Here is a 15638-nt window from a genome sequence, read left to right on the forward strand (position 1 = left end):
GTTGATCTTCTGGTCGTAGATGCTCATGCGGGCACCCTACCCCGCCCGCTCAGTCGCCCGGCCGGGTCATCTTCTCCGGCACCACGAGGCGGTCGAACTCCTCGCCGCTCAGGTGGCCGAGCTCGACGGCCGAGTCGCGCAGCGTGCCCTTGTTCTTGTGGGCGTGCTTGGCGATGGCGGCGGCATTGTCGTAGCCGATCTCCGGGGCGAGCGCGGTGACCAGCATCAGCGAGCGGTTCATCAGCTCCGATATGCGCCGCTCGTCCGGCTCCAGCCCGTCGAGCGCGCGTTCGGAGAAGCTCTCCACGCCGGTGGCGAGCAGGTCGACCGAGCGCAGCACGTTGGCGCCGATCAGCGGCTTGAAGACGTTCAGCTCCAGATGCCCCTGGAGCCCGCCGACGGTGACCGCGACGTGGTTGCCCATCACCTGGGCCGCGACCATGGTCAGCATCTCGGCCTGGGTCGGGTTGACCTTGCCCGGCATGATCGAGCTGCCCGGCTCGTTCTCCGGCAGCTTCAATTCGCCGAGGCCGCAGCGCGGGCCGGAGCCCAGCAGGCGGATGTCGTTGGCGATCTTGGTCACCGACACGGCGATGACGTTGAGGACGCCCGACAGCTCGACCATCGTGTCGTGGCTCGCCAGCGCCTCGAACTTGTTCGGAGCCGTCTTGAACGGGAGGCCGGTGAGGCGCGCGATCTCGGCGGCGAAATCCTCGGCAAAACCTTTGGGCGCGTTGAGGCCGGTGCCGACGGCGGTGCCGCCCTGCGCGAGGAGGAGGAGGCGCGGCATAACCGAGCGGACCCGCTCGATCGCCAGCTCGATCTGGGCGGCGTAGCCGGAAAATTCCTGGCCCAGCGTCAGCGGCGTCGCGTCCTGGAGGTGGGTGCGGCCGATCTTGACGATGTGATCCCACGCGGCGGCCTGCGCGGCGAGGCGGCGGTGCATGCCGTTCAGCGCTGGGATGAGCCGCATCTCCACTGCCCGCGCCGCCGCGACGTGCATCGCCGTCGGGAAGCTGTCGTTGGACGACTGGCCCTTGTTGACATGATCGTTGGGATGGACCGGGCTCTTGCCCCCGCGGGTGCCGGAGAGGATCTCGTTGGCGCGGCCGGCGACGACCTCGTTCGCGTTCATGTTGGACTGCGTGCCGGACCCGGTCTGCCAGACGACCAACGGAAACTGGTCGTCGTGCATGCCGCCCGCGACTTCGCCCGCCGCCTGCTGGATCGCCTCGGCGATGTCGGGCGCAAGGCCGCCCGCCTTGCCGTTCACCCGCGCCGCCGCCTGCTTCACATAGCCAAGGGCATGGACGATCTCCACGGGCATCGTCTCGCGCGGGCCGAACGGGAAGTTCTGGATCGAGCGCTGCGTCTGCGCGCCCCAATAGGAATCGCCCGGGACGGCGATGGGTCCGAAGCTGTCCGTTTCGGTGCGGGTGGGGTTGGAAATCATGCCCGCGCCTTTAGCGGGCGAAAGCCGGTGCGTCACCCCGGCGCGCGGCTACTTCTTGCGCTTGAAATCCACCGCGACGACGTTGGAGCCGTCTTCGACCGGCTCGCCGAGCGGATGGTCGTTTTCCGCTTCCTCGTGCGCCTGCAGGCTGCCGTCCTCGGCCTGGGCCTGGAACTGGAGGGCGAAGTTGACGGCCGGATCGACGAAGCCGGTGATCGCCGAAAAGGGGATGACGAGGCGGGCCGGCGCCTGGTTGAAGCTCAAGCCCACCTCGAAGCCGTCGCCGCCGACCTTCAGGTCCCAGAAGCGGTTCTGGATGACGATGGTCATCTCGTCCGGAAAGCGCTCGGTGAGGTGGCGCGGAATGTCGACTCCGGCGGCGCCGGTCTTGAAGGTGATGTAAAAATGGTGCTCGCCGGGAAGGTGGCCGGTGCTCTCCACTTCGCCGAGCACCCGGCCGACGACGGCACGCAGCGCCTCCTGCACGATCTCGTCGTAGGGAATCAGGCTGTCGGGCGCGTCGCTGGGCATCCCCCTTGTGGTAGCGCGGCTTAAGCGGCGGTCAAGCGGCTTGCGCCGTGGTGGCAATCCATGTTGAGCAGGCGGGCGAGCCGAGGAGAGTGTGCGCCGATGGCGATCGATGCGACCCAGCCCTATGACGAGAGCAACATCTTCGCGCGGATCCTGCGCGGCGAGATCCCCGCCAAAGCGGTCTATGAGGACGCCCACGCGCTCGCCTTTCACGACATCCACCCGCAGGCGCCGGTGCACATATTGGTAATTCCGAAGGGGTCGTACGTGTCGTGGGACGACTTTTCCGAGCACGCTTCGGAGGCGGAGATTGCCGGGTTCGTGCGGGCGGTGGGCCATGTGGCGCGGGAGAACGGGCTGGTGGCGCCGGGCTATCGGCTGCTCGCCAACGCCGGAGGGCATAGCGGGCAGGAAGTGCCGCATCTTCACGTCCACCTGTTCGGCGGACGGCCCCTCGGCCCGATGCTCGGCCGCTGAGGCCGCCTGCAGGCCGAAACCTGTTGCGCAGGGAGGATCAGCCGCTAGGCTGCCGGGCCGTACGGCGAGGCGTCTCGCGCACAGCGCAACGCGCCTTGGCGGAAATGCGAAAGCGATTACAAAGACGAAGCGGCCCTGAGGCCGCCATGCAAGGGGAAGCACATGATTTTCGGGCGCGTTAAGTCACTCGACGCCATCCTCGCCACGGCCGAGAAGAAAAGCCTGAAGCGGTCGCTCGGCGCCTTCCAGCTGACCATGCTGGGCATCGGCGCGGTGATCGGCACCGGCATCTTCGTCCTGACGGCCACGGCTGCCCAGAAGGCCGGGCCGGGCATGATGATCTCCTTCATCGTCGCCGGCACCGTCTGCGCCCTCGCCGCGCTCTGCTATTCCGAACTCGCCTCGATGGTCCCGGTCGCGGGCTCCGCCTACACCTACAGCTATGCGGTGATGGGCGAGCTGCTCGCCTGGATGGTCGGCTGGGCGCTGATCCTCGAATATGCGCTCGGAGCAAGCGCGGTGGCGGTTGGCTGGTCCGGCCACATCGTCGGCTTCCTCGATTCGGTCGGCGTGCACCTGCCACATGCGCTTACCGTCGGTCCCAAGATCGAGTGGGGAATATTGAAGGGCGGCGAGGTCGGCGGCATCGTCAACCTCCCGGCGGTGATCATCACCGCTCTCGTCACCTGGCTGCTCGTCGTCGGCACCAAGGAGAGCGCGACCGTCAACGCGGTGCTCGTCGCCATCAAGGTCACGGCGCTCACCCTGTTCGTGATCATCACCGTGCCGATGATCTTCGGCCACACGCCGAACTTCCAGCCTTTCGTCCCGCGCGGCTGGGGCAACCCCTTGTCGTCGGAAGGCGTCGGCGTCCTCGGCGCCGCAGCGTCGATCTTCTTCGCCTATGTCGGCTTCGACGCGGTCTCGACCGCGGCGGAGGAAACCAAGAACCCGCAGCGCAACGTGCCGATCGGCCTGATCGCCTCGCTGGCGATCTGCACCGTCTTCTACCTGCTGGTGGCGGGCGGCGTGATCGGCTCGTTCGGGGCGCAGCCGCTGCTCGATCCGGCGACAGGTAAGTATTTCGTCGAAGGCTCGCCCGAGCTCTACGGCAGCGCCGCCTGCCACGCCGCCCACGCGCCGCTGGTCTGCTCCAAGGAAGCTCTCGCCTATGTGCTGCGCGAGGTCTCCTCGCCTTGGACGGGCTGGCTGGTCGGCCTTGCCGCCACCATCGCCTTGCCGTCGGTCGTGCTGCTGATGATGTACGGCCAGACGCGCATCTTCTTCGTGATGGCCCGCGACGGTCTGCTCCCCCAGAAGCTCGCGACGGTCCACCCGAAGTTCCGTACGCCCTGGGTGGTGACCATCGTCACCGGCATCGCGGTGGCGATCTGCGCCGCGTTCCTGCCGGTCGGCACCCTCGCCGATTATTCCAACTCGGGAACCCTGTTCGCCTTTGCGGCGGTGTCGCTGGGCGTGCTGATCCTCCGGAAGAGGGACCCGGGCCGGGCGCGGCCGTTCCGGACGCCGGCCATCTGGGTCATCGCGCCGGCGTCGATCATCGGCTGCGTCGTGCTCTTCGCCAGCCTCAACATCGCGTCGAAGCTCGTCTTCCTGGTGTGGGCGGCCGTCGGCCTGGTCTTCTATTTCCTCTACGGATACCGGAAGAGCCATGTCGGCCGCGGCCTTGTCGACGTGCCGGAGCACGAGGCCTACGAAGGCACCGAGCCGCCGGTGCCAGGCACCCACTAACAGTCACCAGAGGCCGGGAGAAATCCCGGCCTCTTTCACATTCAGCCGAGCTTCGCTTCGACCAGGGCCTTGAGGTCCGCCTCGGGCCGGGCGCCGTAATGGGAGATGACCTCCGCGGCGGCGATCGCGCCCATGTGGAGGCTGTCGCGCAGCGAGCGCTGCTGGCTGAGGCCGGCGAGGAAGCCCGCGGCGAAGAGGTCGCCCGCGCCGGTCGTGTCGACCACCGTCTCGACCGGCTCCGCCGGGACCTGCGCCCGCTCGTCTCCGGAGACCGCGACGGCGCCGTGCTCGCCCCGCGTTACCACCAGCAGGGGGACCCGCCTGGCGGCCGCGGCGACGGCGGCTTCGAAGTCCGCCTCGCCGGTCAGCGAGACGATCTCCGCCTCGTTGGCGAAGAGGATGTCGAGGCGGCCGCTGTCGATGAGGGCGTTGAAGCCGTCGCGGTGGCGCGAGACGCAGAAGCTGTCCGAGAGGGTGAAGGCGACCTTGTTGCCGGCGGCGCGCGCGATGTCGATCGCCCGCTCCATCGCCGCTCGCGGCGTCTCGGGATCCCACAGATAGCCTTCGAGATAGACGATGCGGGCGCGGCGGACCTGATCCTCGTCGAGCGCGTCGATGTTGAGGTTCTGGGCGGCGCCGAGGAACGTGTTCATGGTGCGCTGCGCATCCGGCGTGACGAGGACGAGCGAGCGGGCGGTGGGGACGCCGCCCTGCTGGACCGGGGTGGTGAACTCGATGCCGATCGAACTGATGTCGTGGCGGTAGACTTCGCCGAGTTGGTCGTCGGCGACCTGGCCGACGAAGCCGGCCCTCGCGCCGAGCATGGCGAGGCCGGCGGCGGTGTTGCCGGCCGAGCCGCCGCTGATCTCGCGGCCAGGCCCCATGCGGCCGTAGAGGCGGGTCGCCTCGTCCGCGTCGATCAGCCGCATCGAGCCCTTGTCGAGGCCCTCGGCGGCGAGGAACGCATCGTCGGTGGCGGCGATCACGTCGACGATGGCATTGCCGATGCAGAGGACGTCGAGCTGGGTGTCGGGCACGAGCGGGGACTTTCGAAACGGAGGGGGAAAAGGAGGGCCGCCCCTAGCCGCCGGCCGCCTCGCCGGTCAATCGCGCGGCTTGCCAGCGGCGGCGGCTTCGGCTTTGGAAGGGACTGAGCAGGAGGGACGATGCGCAGGCTGGTGGCTTTGGCGATGATGCTGGCGGCGGCGGGATGCGTCAGCCAGCAGCCGGCGGCGGCGCCGCCCGTGCGCCGTGTCCAGGCGCCCCCGCCGCCGGCCGAAGTCCATTACAGCCCGCAGGGGCTGGAGAATGTGATCGGCCGCACCGCCGCTTACCTCGCCGCCGAGTTCGGAGAGCCGGACCTCGACATTCGCGAGGGTCCGGCGCGCAAGCTGCAATATTCGCGGCCGGCCTGCGTGCTCGACGCCTACCTCTATCCGCCCAAGGCGGGGGGCGATCCAATCGTGACGTGGATCGACACGCGCCTGCCGGATGGGCGGGATGCGAACCGGGTGAGCTGCGTTACCGCCCTCCTCGAGGCGCGGCGGCGGTAGAAGGAGAAAGGGCCCACCCCCGGCCCCTCCCGGTAGTCCGGGAGGGGAGATGAACGGCGCCGAGAGAATTTGCCCCTCCCGGATTTCCGGGAGGGGTAGGGGTGGGTCCTTCTTCTTCCCGCGAAAAAAAAGAGGCTCCCGAAGGAGCCTCTTTGCCAATCAGCATTGCGAAACCGCCTCAGGCGGCTTCGTCATATTCCTCGCCGGTCATGACCGGGCCCGAATCCTGGCCCTTGGCCTCGACGTCGCGGTCGACGAATTCGATTATGGCGATGGGGGCGGCGTCGGAGGCGCGGATGCCGGCCTTGATGACGCGGGTGTAGCCGCCGTCGCGGCCGGCGTAGCGCGGCGCGAGGGTGTCGAAGAGCTTCTTGAGCTGGGTGTCGTCGAGCAGCCGCGCATGGGCGAGGCGGCGGTTCGAAAGCCCGCCCTTCTTCGCCAGCGTCACCAGCTTCTCGACATAGGGCCGAAGCTCCTTCGCCTTGGCGGTGGTGGTGGTGATCTGCTCATGCTTGATGAGCGCGGCCGCCATGTTGCGGAACAGCGCCGCACGGTGGCTGGAGGTACGCTGGAGCTTACGCCCGCCGACGCGATGACGCATGGATCTTGCCTTTCGTTCGTTCGGGACCCGTGTGAGGTAATCCCGGCCAGGCGGTGGAATGGGGCACCGCCAAAACCCCAAATGAAAAGCGCGGGACTGTAAGGCCCCGCGGCTGCGGCGCTCCTAGAGCGGAAAGGGTCGGAAGAGTCAAGGTTCAGCGGCGGCGGGCCGGGGCTAGCTCCGCCGCTTCCTCGGTCGGGGCGGTGGTCCAGCCCAAAGCGGGGATCGAGACGGAGCGGCGGCCGGAGAGGTCGGTGCGGGAGACGAGGACGTCCTGGGCTTCCATCGCGGCGACGACGCGGCGGAGGCGGCCCAATGAGGCGGTGCCATAAATCTGGGCGAGCTCGGTTTCGCTCGGGCAGGCCCGGCCGTCGCGGGCGGCGCGGGCGATGGTGAGGAAGAGGGTGAGGCTGTCTTCCGGCAGCGTCGCGCCGAGGGCGAGGGCGGGGGTCCAGCCTTCCTCGTCGCCGTCGATGCCGGCGCGGGCCATGGCGAGGCGGCGGCGGAAGCCGGCGAGGTCGAGGCCGCTGTCCTTGAGGCCAAGCATGCGGCAGCGCAGCTGGAAATCCTGGTAGAGCTCGGGGAGCGGCGGGGGCGAGACGCCGAGGTCGGCGACGAGGCCGGCGAGGGCGCGCCGGGCGACGGCCTTGCGCTCCTCGGCGTCGAGGTCGGGTAGCGTGGGTGCAGCGGTCTCGTTCTTCTCGATCGTCACGAGCACCGCTTCGAGGGGCGGCGGCGGAGGCGGCGGGGGTGGAGGAGGGGGCGGTGCGTCGTGGAGGGCGGCAAACAGGTCCGGCACCTCGCCCATCGCGGGGAGCGGGACGAGCCTGGGGCTGCCGCTGCGGGCCTGGGTGCGGACTTCGCCGATGCGGACGTTCAAGGGGCGGCGTGAGAGGGCTGGGCCGAGGGCGAGGAATTCGCCGCGCTGGAGGTCGCGGATCTGCTCGGCCTGGCGGCGCTCCATTCCCAGCAGGTCGGCGGCGCGGGCCATGTCGATGTCGAGGAAGGTGCGGCCCATCAGGAAGTTGGACGCCTCGGCGGCGACGTTCTTGGCCAATTTGGCCAGGCGCTGGGTGGCGATGATGCCGGCGAGGCCGCGCTTCCTGCCGCGGCACATGAGGTTGGTCATCGCGCCTAATGACGTGCGGCGGGCCTCGTCGCTGACTTCGCCCGCGGCGGCGGGGGCAAAGACCTGGGCTTCGTCGACCACGACCAAAGCGGGGTACCAATGCTCGCGCGGCGCGTCGAACAATGCGGAGAGGAAGCCGGCGGCGCAGCGCATCTGCGCGTCCATTTCCAGCCCCTCGAGATTGAGGACGACCGAGGCGCGGTGCTCGCGGACGCGCGCCGCCATGCGGGCGATTTCGGCCGTGCTGTAGGCGGCGGCCTCGATGGCGGCGTGGCCGAAGCCTTCGCCGAGGGACACGAAATCGCCCTCGGGGTCGACGACGATCTGCTGGACGAAGCCGGCGCTCTCCTCGAGCAGGCGCCTGAGCAAATGGGACTTGCCCGAGCCGCTATTGCCCTGGACGAGGAGGCGGGTGGCGAGCAGCTCCTCGAGGTCGAGCGTCACCGCCTCGCCGCCCGGGCCGCGGCCCATCTCGATCGTCACGGACATTGTCGGGCGCGGCTCTGGGGGGTCAGCCGATGTCGCCGGCTCCGGCGAAGGCGACTCCGTCCGTCCGCTCGCCGATCGCCCGGACGGCATCCTTCGACGCGGCCTCGAGGCCCTGGCCGCCGGACACGTCCTTGCCGGCGGCGGCATCGGCGGCGCGGGCGAGCGCCTCGGTGACGATCCGCCGGGCGTCGTCGGCGTCGCCCCAATGGCCGACCCGCACCCACTTCTTGGCTTCGAGGTCTTTGTAGTGGGTGAAGAAATGCTCGATCTGCTGCTTGACGATCTCGGGCAGGTCGGTGTGCTCGTCGACGTTGCTGTAATAAGGGAAGGTCTCGTCGACCGGGACGGTCAGCAGCTTCTCGTCGCCGCCGGCTTCGTCCTCGAGGAACAAGACGGCGATCGGGCGGGCCCGGACGACGCAGCCCGGGATGAAGGGCGAGCGGGCGACGACCAGGGCGTCCAACGGATCGCCGTCCGGCGACAGGGTGTGGGGGATGAAGCCGTAATTTGCCGGATAACGCATCGGCGTGTGGAGGATGCGGTCGACGAAGAGGGCGCCCGATTTCTTGTCGAACTCGTATTTCACGGGCTCGCCGCCGACCGGGACTTCGATGATGACGTTGAGGCTTTCGGGCGGGTTGTCGCCCGCTGGGATGAGATCGATGTTCATGATGGGGCGCGCCTATCGGCCAGTTGCCGCGCCAAGGGAAGAGGATTCAGGGCGCGCGGGGGCGGGTCGATATAGGCTGGGCGGCGGCCGGCGCTGGACGGGCGGGGCCGCCGGGGGTAAAAAGCCGCCGGCAAAAGGATGTCACCCCCAAGATGTTGAAAACACGCCGCCTCTTCGGCGCCGCAAGGATGTTGCCCCTCACGCTTGCCGCCTGGACTGGCGCCGCCGCGGCGCAGCAGGATACGAATACGGTCGGCTCTCCGCAGCTGCGCGACTTCACGCTGCCGGGGACCAGGACGCCGCCGCCGGTGCAGGCGCCGCCGCCTGCGGCCACTCCGGCACCGCGCGCTGCTCCGCCCGCGACGGCGCCTGCGCCTGCTCGCCAGGCGCCGGCGGCCGGCGGCCGGGCTGCGCGCCCGGCTCCCCAGAGGGAGGTGGCGCGAACTCGCACCGCTCCCGTCGCAGCGCCGCCGCCGGCTCCTGTACGTGCCGCCCCTCAGCCGGCGCCGACTGTTCAGCCTCAGCCTCAGACGCCCGCGCCGGCGCCGGTTCAGCCGCAGCCGCAGACTGTCGCACCGCCGCCTGCAATTGATCCTGCGCCGCAGCCTGCGCCGGCTCCGGTGCAGCAGGGCGGCGGACGTTTCCCGTGGCTGTGGGTGCTCGGCGCGCTGGTCCTGCTTGGGGGCGGCGCCTTCCTGCTGCTCCGGCGGCGGGTCGCGGTCGTGAGCGATGCGCGGGATCGCGGCGCGCTGGCGGGTTCCCTGGCGACGGCGCAGTGGCTTCCCGCGGAGAAGCCGCCCGCGCAGCCGGTGACGCCGCAGCCGGTGGCGGCGGAGCCGGAGGTCGCGCCTGCCTCGGCAGCCGCGCCGGCGAAGCGGGCGGTGATCGAGGTGGACATCCGGCCGGAGCGGGCCTCGGCGATGGAGGATGGGACGCTCGTCCAGTACGCGCTCGTCTTGACCAACACCGGCGAGGCGGCGGCGGGGAACATCCGCATTGACGGTCGAATGTTCAACGCCAGCGCGGACGGCGAGGTCGACGCGTTCTTCGCGGGGCCGATCCACGAGGTCAGCGGCTCGCCGCAGGTGTTCATCAAGCCGGGCGAGTCGATCGCGCTGCAGGGGCAGATCGGCATGAAGCGCGAGGAGCTGCACGCGATCGAGGTGCAGGGACGGGTGATCTTCGTGCCTCTGGTCGCGATCAACGTCGCCTATGATTGGGAGGGCGGCGGCGGGCGAACTTCGACCTCATGGCTGGTCGGCCGCACGCCCTCCACCCCCGAGGCGAAGATGGGCGCGTTCCGGCTGGATTTGGGGCCGCGCATCTATCGGCAGGTCGATCGGCGCGAGGCGAAGAAGGCTCTGGTGTAATTCCCATCCTCCCCGTTCGCAAAGCGAATGGCGAGGGAGACCGGACGAAGTGCGGTGGAGGGGCCTTCCGGATTCAGCATGGCCCCTCCACCATGCTTCGCATGGTCCCCCTCCCCATCGGCTCGCCGACGGGGAGGACGAGGATCAGGCTGCGAAGGCTTCGGACGAGACAGCGTAGAGGAGATCGGCGCCGGCGGTGGCGCCGGCGCTGAGGCCGAGGGCTTCGGGGACGATGCGCTCCAGGTAGAAGCGGCAGGTGGCCTGTTTCATCTCGATGTACAGCGGCGAGGCGTTGCCCTTGGCGAGGGCGGCGAGGCTGCGGGCCATCAGCCAGCCTGAGGTCGCGACCGACAGCATCGTCAGGAAAGGGTAGGAGCCGGCGAGGCGGTCGTCGGGGGCGGACTGCTGGAGGTGGGCGGCGACGCGCTCGCAGGCGGCGGCGAGCTCGGCGAGGGCCGGGTGGCCTTCGCTGCCGGCTTTTACGTCGGCGAGGAGGCGGGCGAGGACCGCGCCGCCTTCGAGGCCGAGCTTGCGGCCGACGAGATCGGCGGCCTGGATGCCGTTGGTGCCTTCGTAGATCGGCGCGATGCGGGCGTCGCGATAATGCTGGGCGGCGCCGGTTTCCTCGATGAAGCCCATGCCGCCATGGACCTGGACGCCGAGGCTCGCGACTTCGCAGCCGACGTCAGTGCCATAGGCCTTGACGAGGGGGGTGAGGAGATCGGCGCGCAGCTTCGCCTCCGGATCGCCGAGCGAGGCGCGGTCGGTGAGGCCGGCGCAACAATAGGTCAGCGCGCGGGCGGCCTGGGTGAGCGCCTTCATGCGCAGCAGCATGCGGCGGACGTCGGGGAAGTCGAGGATCGGCGCGGGCCTGCCTTCGCGGGCGCCCTGGACGCGCTGGCCGGCATAGGCGATCGCCGCCTGCATCGCCCGCTCGGCGATCGACACGCCCTGCAGGCCGACGTTGAGGCGGGCGTTGTTCATCATCGTGAACATGGCGCGCATGCCGCCCATCTCCTCGCCGATCAGCCAGCCGACGCACTTCCCCTCGTCGCCGTAGGACATGACGCAGGTCGGCGAGGCGTGGATGCCGAGCTTGTGCTCGATCGACACGCAGCGAAGGTCGTTGCGCGTGCCGTCGGGCAGGATCTTGGGCACGATGAACAGCGAGATGCCCCTGGTGCCGGCGGGGGCGCCGGGGGTGCGGGCGAGGACGAGATGGACGATGTTGTCGGCAAGGTCGTGCTCGCCATAGGTGATGAAGATCTTGGTGCCCGACAGGCGCCAGCTGCCGTCGGGGGCGGGTTCGGCCTTCGTCTTCAAGGCGCCGACGTCGGAGCCGGCCTGGGGCTCGGTGAGGTTCATCGTGCCGGACCATTCGCCGGTGACGAGCTTGGGCAGCCACATCGCCTGCTGCTCGGGGGTGCCGTGATGCTTGAGTGCCTCGACCGCGGCGGGGGTCAGCATCATGATCAGCGAGAAGCCCATGTTCGCCGAGCCGAGATCCTCCATCACGACGGTGGCGAGGCTGAGCGGCAGGCCCTGGCCGCCGAACTCGCTCGGCCCGGAGAGGGTGCCCCAGCCGCCCTCGACATAGGCGCGGTAGGCGGCCTTGAAGCCTTCGGGCAAAGTGACGCCTTCGGGCGACCAGCGGGCGCCGACCTCGTCGCCGATGCGATTGAGGGGGGCGAACTCGCCGGCGGCGAACGCGCCCGCCCCTTCGACGATCGCCTCGACCGTGTCGGCGCTGGCCTCGGGGAAGCCCGCCTCGGCGAGCGCGTCGATGCCGACGATGTGCTTCAGGACGAAGAGCTGGTCCTCGACGGGCGGGGCGTAGGTCATGAGCGGCCTTGATGTTGCGGTTGCGTCACGGCCGCTATAGCCGGGCGGGCATGGCGCGGCAAAAGACCCCGATCTCCTCCTGCGACGCGGCGGGGCTGGCCGAAGCGGCGGGGCGGATTTTGGCGGGTGAGCTCGTCGCGGTGCCGACGGAGACGGTCTATGGGCTGGCGGCCGATGCGACCAATGCAGAGGCCGTGGCGCGGATCTATGCGGCGAAGGGGCGGCCCTCGTTCAACCCGCTGATCGTGCATGTCGCGAGCATCGAGGCGGCGGAGCGGATTGCCGGGTTTTCGCCCGAAGCGCTGGCGCTGGCGCGGGCGTTCTGGCCGGGGCCGCTGACGCTCGTCCTGCCGCGGCGCGCCGATGCGGGGCTTGCCGAGGCGGTGAGCGCGGGGCTGGCGACGATCGGGGTGCGGGTGCCGCGGCATCCTGTGATGCTGGCGCTGCTACGGGAAGTTGGGCGTCCGTTGGCGGCGCCTTCGGCCAATGCCAGCGGCGGCATCAGCCCGACGACAGCGCAGCATGTGCTCGCCAGCCTGGGCGAAAGGGCGCCGATGATCCTCGACGGCGGCGCGACGGAGCGGGGGCTGGAATCGACGATCGTCGCTTGTAGGCCCGAGGGCGTGCGGGTGTTGCGGCCGGGGCCGATCTCGGCGGAGGAGGTCGCGGCGGTTGTGAGGGTGGGTCCGCGCGCGTCGACCGAGGGGAAGATCGAGGCGCCGGGGATGATGGCGAGCCATTATGCGCCGTCGAAGCCGGTGCGGCTGGAGGCGATGGAGGCGGCGGGCGACGAGTGGCTGATCGGCTTCGGCGCCGTGGCGGGGGACGAAAGCCTCAGCGCGCGAGGCGACCTGGCGGAGGCGGCGGCGAACCTGTTTGCGGCGCTGCACCGCGCGGAGGCCTCGCCGCGGCCGCGAATCGCGGTGGCGCCGGTGCCCGAGTCGGGAATCGGAGTCGCGATCAACGACCGCCTGCGCCGCGCCGCCGCGCCGCGGGGGCTTTGACCGGCGGCCGAGAATTTTTTGCGCGCGCGCTTTTTTTGGAGCCGGTTTCCTATTTCCCCCGGATCTCCGCCAGAAATAGGAATTCTCCTATTTGGATTTTTCACTTGACAGCGTCACGCTGCTATGGCACAAGTATGTCATCGTCGAGAATTGTAGGCGAGCCGTTGGAGCCGGGCTGGAAATGATATTTCGGGTTCGGCACTTCGCTTTGATCGCCAGCCTCATCGCGGCCGCCACCGTCGCGGCCTGGGTGCTCGGCTTTGTCCCGCTGATCTACATGATGCCGCTGTTTGCGCTTGGAATCCTGCAGCTGAGCTTTGCCTGCCCCCGGTGCAACGAGTCTCCCTATGTCAGGTGCTGGGGACCCGCGCGGATCGGCTTCCCATGGCCGCCGGCGCGATGCAGCCGGTGCGGCTTCGATTTCAAGGCGGGTTTGTGAGCTCGACAGGAATGGGAGCGATTCTCCGGCCTGGCGACGGCGCTGTACGTGCTCGCCGCGGTCCTGGTCGTCGGGCTGATGGGGATCCTGATTTCGCTTTGAGGTCCGCGCGTCAGTCGCCGATGTCGCAGCCGCGGGCGGAAGGGCGTTTCCAGCAGCGGAGGGCGTCGCGCAGGGCCGCCACGGTGGGCGCGGGGCCGGACTGGTAGGCGAAATCGAGGATGGCGGCGCCGGGCCCGGCTTCGCGGGTGAAGAGCATCGGCTCGGTCGTGCCGTCCGCGTCGCGCAGGACGAGGCGGCGGAAGTGGAGGAGGTCGCGCGGCGTGACGATGCCGGCGGTGCAGGCGGCGCGGGCGGCGGCGATAAAATGGGCGCGCGTATCGGCGACGAGGCGGGCGGCTTGCTGCGGCGACACGTGGAGACCGTCGCGGTTGGGACTCACGGCTACGGCGAGCGTGCAGCCGGAGGTGGGAGATGGCGCGGGACGGGGCGGGGCTGCGGCGATCGGCGCGGGCGTCGCGGCGGCGAGGGCGAGGAACAGGACGGCGTTTCGCATGTCTGGACCTCCTGCGGCGTTGTTACGCCGCAGGCGCGCAGGAGGGAAGTCGGGCGGTGGAGCGAGGCGCCCGTCAGGCCGCCGCCGTCTCGCTCTTCGTCCTGGCGGCGAAACTCTTGCGGAGTTTCTTGAGCTTGGGGGGGATGATTGCGATGCAATAGGGATTGCCCTGACCTTCGCCGTCCCAATAGCCCTGGTGGTAATCCTCGGCGGGCCACCAGTCCGAGGCCGGTTCGATGGTGGTGACGATCGGCGCGGGCCAGCCGTCGCGGGCGCGCTCGATGGCGGCGCGGGCTTCGGCTTCCTGCTCGGGCGAGAGCGGGAAGATGGCGGAGCGGTATTGGGTGCCGACGTCGTTGCCCTGGCGATTGAGCTGGGTCGGGTCGTGGGTGGCGAAGAACATGTCGAGGATGTCGCCATAGCCGACCTGATCGGGATCGAAGGTGAGGCGGATCGCCTCGGCATGGCCGGTGTCGCCGCCGCACACCTGCTTGTAGGTCGGATGGGGGACGTGGCCGCCGATATAGCCGCTCTCGACACGGGTGACGCCGATCACGTCGTTGAACACCGCCTCGGTGCACCAGAAGCACCCGCCGGCGAGGATCGCTTGCTGTTCGGCCATCATAGTCTCCTTCGTTCAGCCGCTGAGATAGGAGGTGCGGGCGGCGGGGCAAGCGGCGCCGTTCGTTACGTTGGGCGCAACTTCATGGGGAGGCGCGGCGTTCGGGTGCCATGCCGCTTTATTTCCTCCACGTGTTCAACCGCACCGGGTGCAGCCGGGACGAGGAAGGGCAGGACCTCCCCGACCTCGCGGCGGCGCGTGTCGCGGCGGTCGAGGGGATCCGGTCGATCCTCCAGGACGAGGTGGGCCACGGGATGATCGACTTCGAAGGCCGGGTCGAGATCGAGGACGAGGCCGGCGCCGTCCTCGCCACCGTCAGCTATGCCGACGCCGTCGACCTGCGGCCGGAGAGGAAGGACGAATGATCGAGGCGCACCTCAAGAAGCTGCGCGTCCGGCACTCGATCAGCGCGGAGGAGGAGGCGGCGATCCGGGGCGTGATCCGCGAGACACGGGAGATCCCGAGCGACCGCACCTTCATCCGCGCCGGCGACGTGCTCAACTTCTCGACGCTGCTGCTGGAAGGGCTGATGTGCCGCTACAAGGATCTGCGCAACGGCGAGCGGCAGATCACCGAACTCAACGTCGCCGGCGATTTCGCCGACATGCACAGCTACACGCTGAAAAAGCTCGACCATAATCTGATGACCCTGTCGCCGTGCCGGGTCGCGATCCTGCAGCATGACGATGCCCGGCAGCTGTTCCTCGACCATCCGCGGCTGCACGACGTCTATTGGTTCGGCACCAATCTCGACGCGGCGATCCACCGCGAATGGGCGCTGTCGCTGGGGCGGCGCGATGCGAGGTCGCGGACGGCGAATTTGTTCTGCGAATTGCGGGTGCGGCTGGCGATCATCGGGCGGGCGGACGAGAGCGGGTATGATCTGGCGCTGACCCAGACGGACTTGGCGGAGTGCCTCGGGCTGACCTCGGTGCACGTCAACCGGGTGCTCAAGGAATTGCGCGAGGGGGGCTTGGTCGAGTTTCGCGGCGGGCGGGTGACGATCATGGATCTGGCGGGGCTGGAGCGGGCGGCGGAGTTCGATCCGGCTTATTTGTATCTGGAGCGGCTGGATTGAGGGCGGGGCTCGTCCACCTTGCCCATTGGCGCTGCGCCCGCCTATCAAGGAGGCATGGTAAATCGCGCAGTC

The 15638-nt window shown here is 69.4% G+C and carries 16 protein-coding genes and 1 pseudogene; 8 read left to right on the forward strand and 9 right to left on the reverse strand.

Annotated elements, in window-relative coordinates:
• Positions 1–49: 49 nt before the first annotated feature.
• Together fumC and VGC56_RS06220 are read right to left on the reverse strand one after the other, a co-directional pair.
• Positions 50–1453, reverse strand: coding sequence for a class II fumarate hydratase (gene fumC, locus VGC56_RS06215; protein ID WP_464123996.1), 1404 nt, complete (start codon positions 1451–1453; stop codon positions 50–52).
• A gap of 48 nt (positions 1454–1501) precedes the next feature.
• A complete protein-coding gene (locus tag VGC56_RS06220; protein WP_464123997.1) occupies positions 1502–1984 on the reverse strand; it encodes an SspB family protein in 483 nt (160 codons plus the stop codon).
• A 99-nt stretch (positions 1985–2083) separates the two neighbouring features.
• Between VGC56_RS06220 and VGC56_RS06225 the strand changes: the two genes are divergently transcribed.
• Both VGC56_RS06225 and VGC56_RS06230 read left to right on the forward strand, forming a co-directional pair.
• Positions 2084–2461 (forward strand): histidine triad nucleotide-binding protein, encoded by a 378-nt coding sequence (locus VGC56_RS06225; RefSeq protein WP_464123999.1) that lies wholly within the window; start codon positions 2084–2086, stop codon positions 2459–2461.
• A gap of 162 nt (positions 2462–2623) precedes the next feature.
• Positions 2624–4213, forward strand: a complete 1590-nt coding sequence (locus VGC56_RS06230; protein WP_464124002.1) for an amino acid permease — start codon at positions 2624–2626, stop codon at positions 4211–4213.
• Positions 4214–4254: 41 nt separating this feature from the next.
• On the opposite strand, the gene VGC56_RS06235 is transcribed toward VGC56_RS06230, so the two are convergent.
• Positions 4255–5250, reverse strand: coding sequence for an adenosine kinase (locus tag VGC56_RS06235; RefSeq protein WP_464124005.1), 996 nt, complete (start codon positions 5248–5250; stop codon positions 4255–4257).
• Positions 5251–5379: 129 nt separating this feature from the next.
• On the opposite strand from VGC56_RS06235, the gene VGC56_RS06240 reads away from it, so the two are divergent.
• Positions 5380–5766 carry a hypothetical protein gene (locus VGC56_RS06240; RefSeq protein WP_464124008.1) on the forward strand — a complete coding sequence of 129 codons (387 nt, stop codon included), beginning with the start codon at positions 5380–5382 and terminating at the stop codon, positions 5764–5766.
• Between the two features lie 178 nt (positions 5767–5944).
• On the opposite strand, the gene rplQ is transcribed toward VGC56_RS06240, so the two are convergent.
• The 3 genes and pseudogenes from rplQ to ppa form a co-directional block, all read right to left on the reverse strand.
• Positions 5945–6367 carry a 50S ribosomal protein L17 gene (gene rplQ, locus VGC56_RS06245; RefSeq protein ID WP_464124010.1) on the reverse strand — a complete coding sequence of 141 codons (423 nt, stop codon included), beginning with the start codon at positions 6365–6367 and terminating at the stop codon, positions 5945–5947.
• A gap of 154 nt (positions 6368–6521) precedes the next feature.
• Positions 6522–7985: a helicase HerA domain-containing protein gene (locus tag VGC56_RS06250; RefSeq protein WP_464124011.1), complete on the reverse strand. Its 1464-nt coding sequence runs from the start codon at positions 7983–7985 to the stop codon at positions 6522–6524.
• A gap of 136 nt (positions 7986–8121) precedes the next feature.
• Positions 8122–8655 (reverse strand): annotated as a pseudogene (gene ppa / locus VGC56_RS06255) (inorganic diphosphatase); the annotation flags it as partial.
• A gap of 188 nt (positions 8656–8843) precedes the next feature.
• Here ppa and VGC56_RS06260 point away from each other — a divergent pair.
• The gene (locus tag VGC56_RS06260) at positions 8844–10025 is read left to right on the forward strand and encodes a hypothetical protein (protein ID WP_464124013.1); all 1182 of its coding nucleotides are present in this window, start codon (positions 8844–8846) and stop codon (positions 10023–10025) included.
• Positions 10026–10169: 144 nt separating this feature from the next.
• Here VGC56_RS06260 and VGC56_RS06265 read toward each other — a convergent pair whose 3' ends face one another.
• Positions 10170–11867 (reverse strand): acyl-CoA dehydrogenase, encoded by a 1698-nt coding sequence (locus VGC56_RS06265; RefSeq protein WP_464124014.1) that lies wholly within the window; start codon positions 11865–11867, stop codon positions 10170–10172.
• 50 nt (positions 11868–11917) lie between these two features.
• On the opposite strand from VGC56_RS06265, the gene VGC56_RS06270 reads away from it, so the two are divergent.
• Positions 11918–12871: an L-threonylcarbamoyladenylate synthase gene (locus VGC56_RS06270; protein WP_464124016.1), complete on the forward strand. Its 954-nt coding sequence runs from the start codon at positions 11918–11920 to the stop codon at positions 12869–12871.
• 91 nt (positions 12872–12962) lie between these two features.
• Entirely contained in the window at positions 12963–13310 is a 348-nt protein-coding gene (locus tag VGC56_RS06275; RefSeq protein ID WP_464124018.1) for a hypothetical protein, read from the forward strand.
• A 112-nt stretch (positions 13311–13422) separates the two neighbouring features.
• On the opposite strand, the gene VGC56_RS06280 is transcribed toward VGC56_RS06275, so the two are convergent.
• Positions 13423–13866, reverse strand: coding sequence for a hypothetical protein (locus tag VGC56_RS06280; protein ID WP_464124020.1), 444 nt, complete (start codon positions 13864–13866; stop codon positions 13423–13425).
• A gap of 73 nt (positions 13867–13939) precedes the next feature.
• Positions 13940–14488: a peptide-methionine (S)-S-oxide reductase MsrA gene (msrA, locus tag VGC56_RS06285; protein WP_464124022.1), complete on the reverse strand. Its 549-nt coding sequence runs from the start codon at positions 14486–14488 to the stop codon at positions 13940–13942.
• A gap of 110 nt (positions 14489–14598) precedes the next feature.
• Between msrA and VGC56_RS06290 the strand changes: the two genes are divergently transcribed.
• Together VGC56_RS06290 and VGC56_RS06295 are read left to right on the forward strand one after the other, a co-directional pair.
• Positions 14599–14853, forward strand: a complete 255-nt coding sequence (locus VGC56_RS06290; protein WP_464124024.1) for a DUF6894 family protein — start codon at positions 14599–14601, stop codon at positions 14851–14853.
• Entirely contained in the window at positions 14850–15566 is a 717-nt protein-coding gene (locus VGC56_RS06295) for a Crp/Fnr family transcriptional regulator (protein ID WP_464124025.1), read from the forward strand. The genes VGC56_RS06290 and VGC56_RS06295 overlap by 4 nt, the downstream gene beginning before the upstream one ends.
• The last annotated feature ends 72 nt before the right edge of the window (positions 15567–15638 follow it).

This window comes from Allosphingosinicella sp. (assembly GCF_036403745.1).
Taxonomy (GTDB): domain Bacteria; phylum Pseudomonadota; class Alphaproteobacteria; order Sphingomonadales; family Sphingomonadaceae; genus Allosphingosinicella.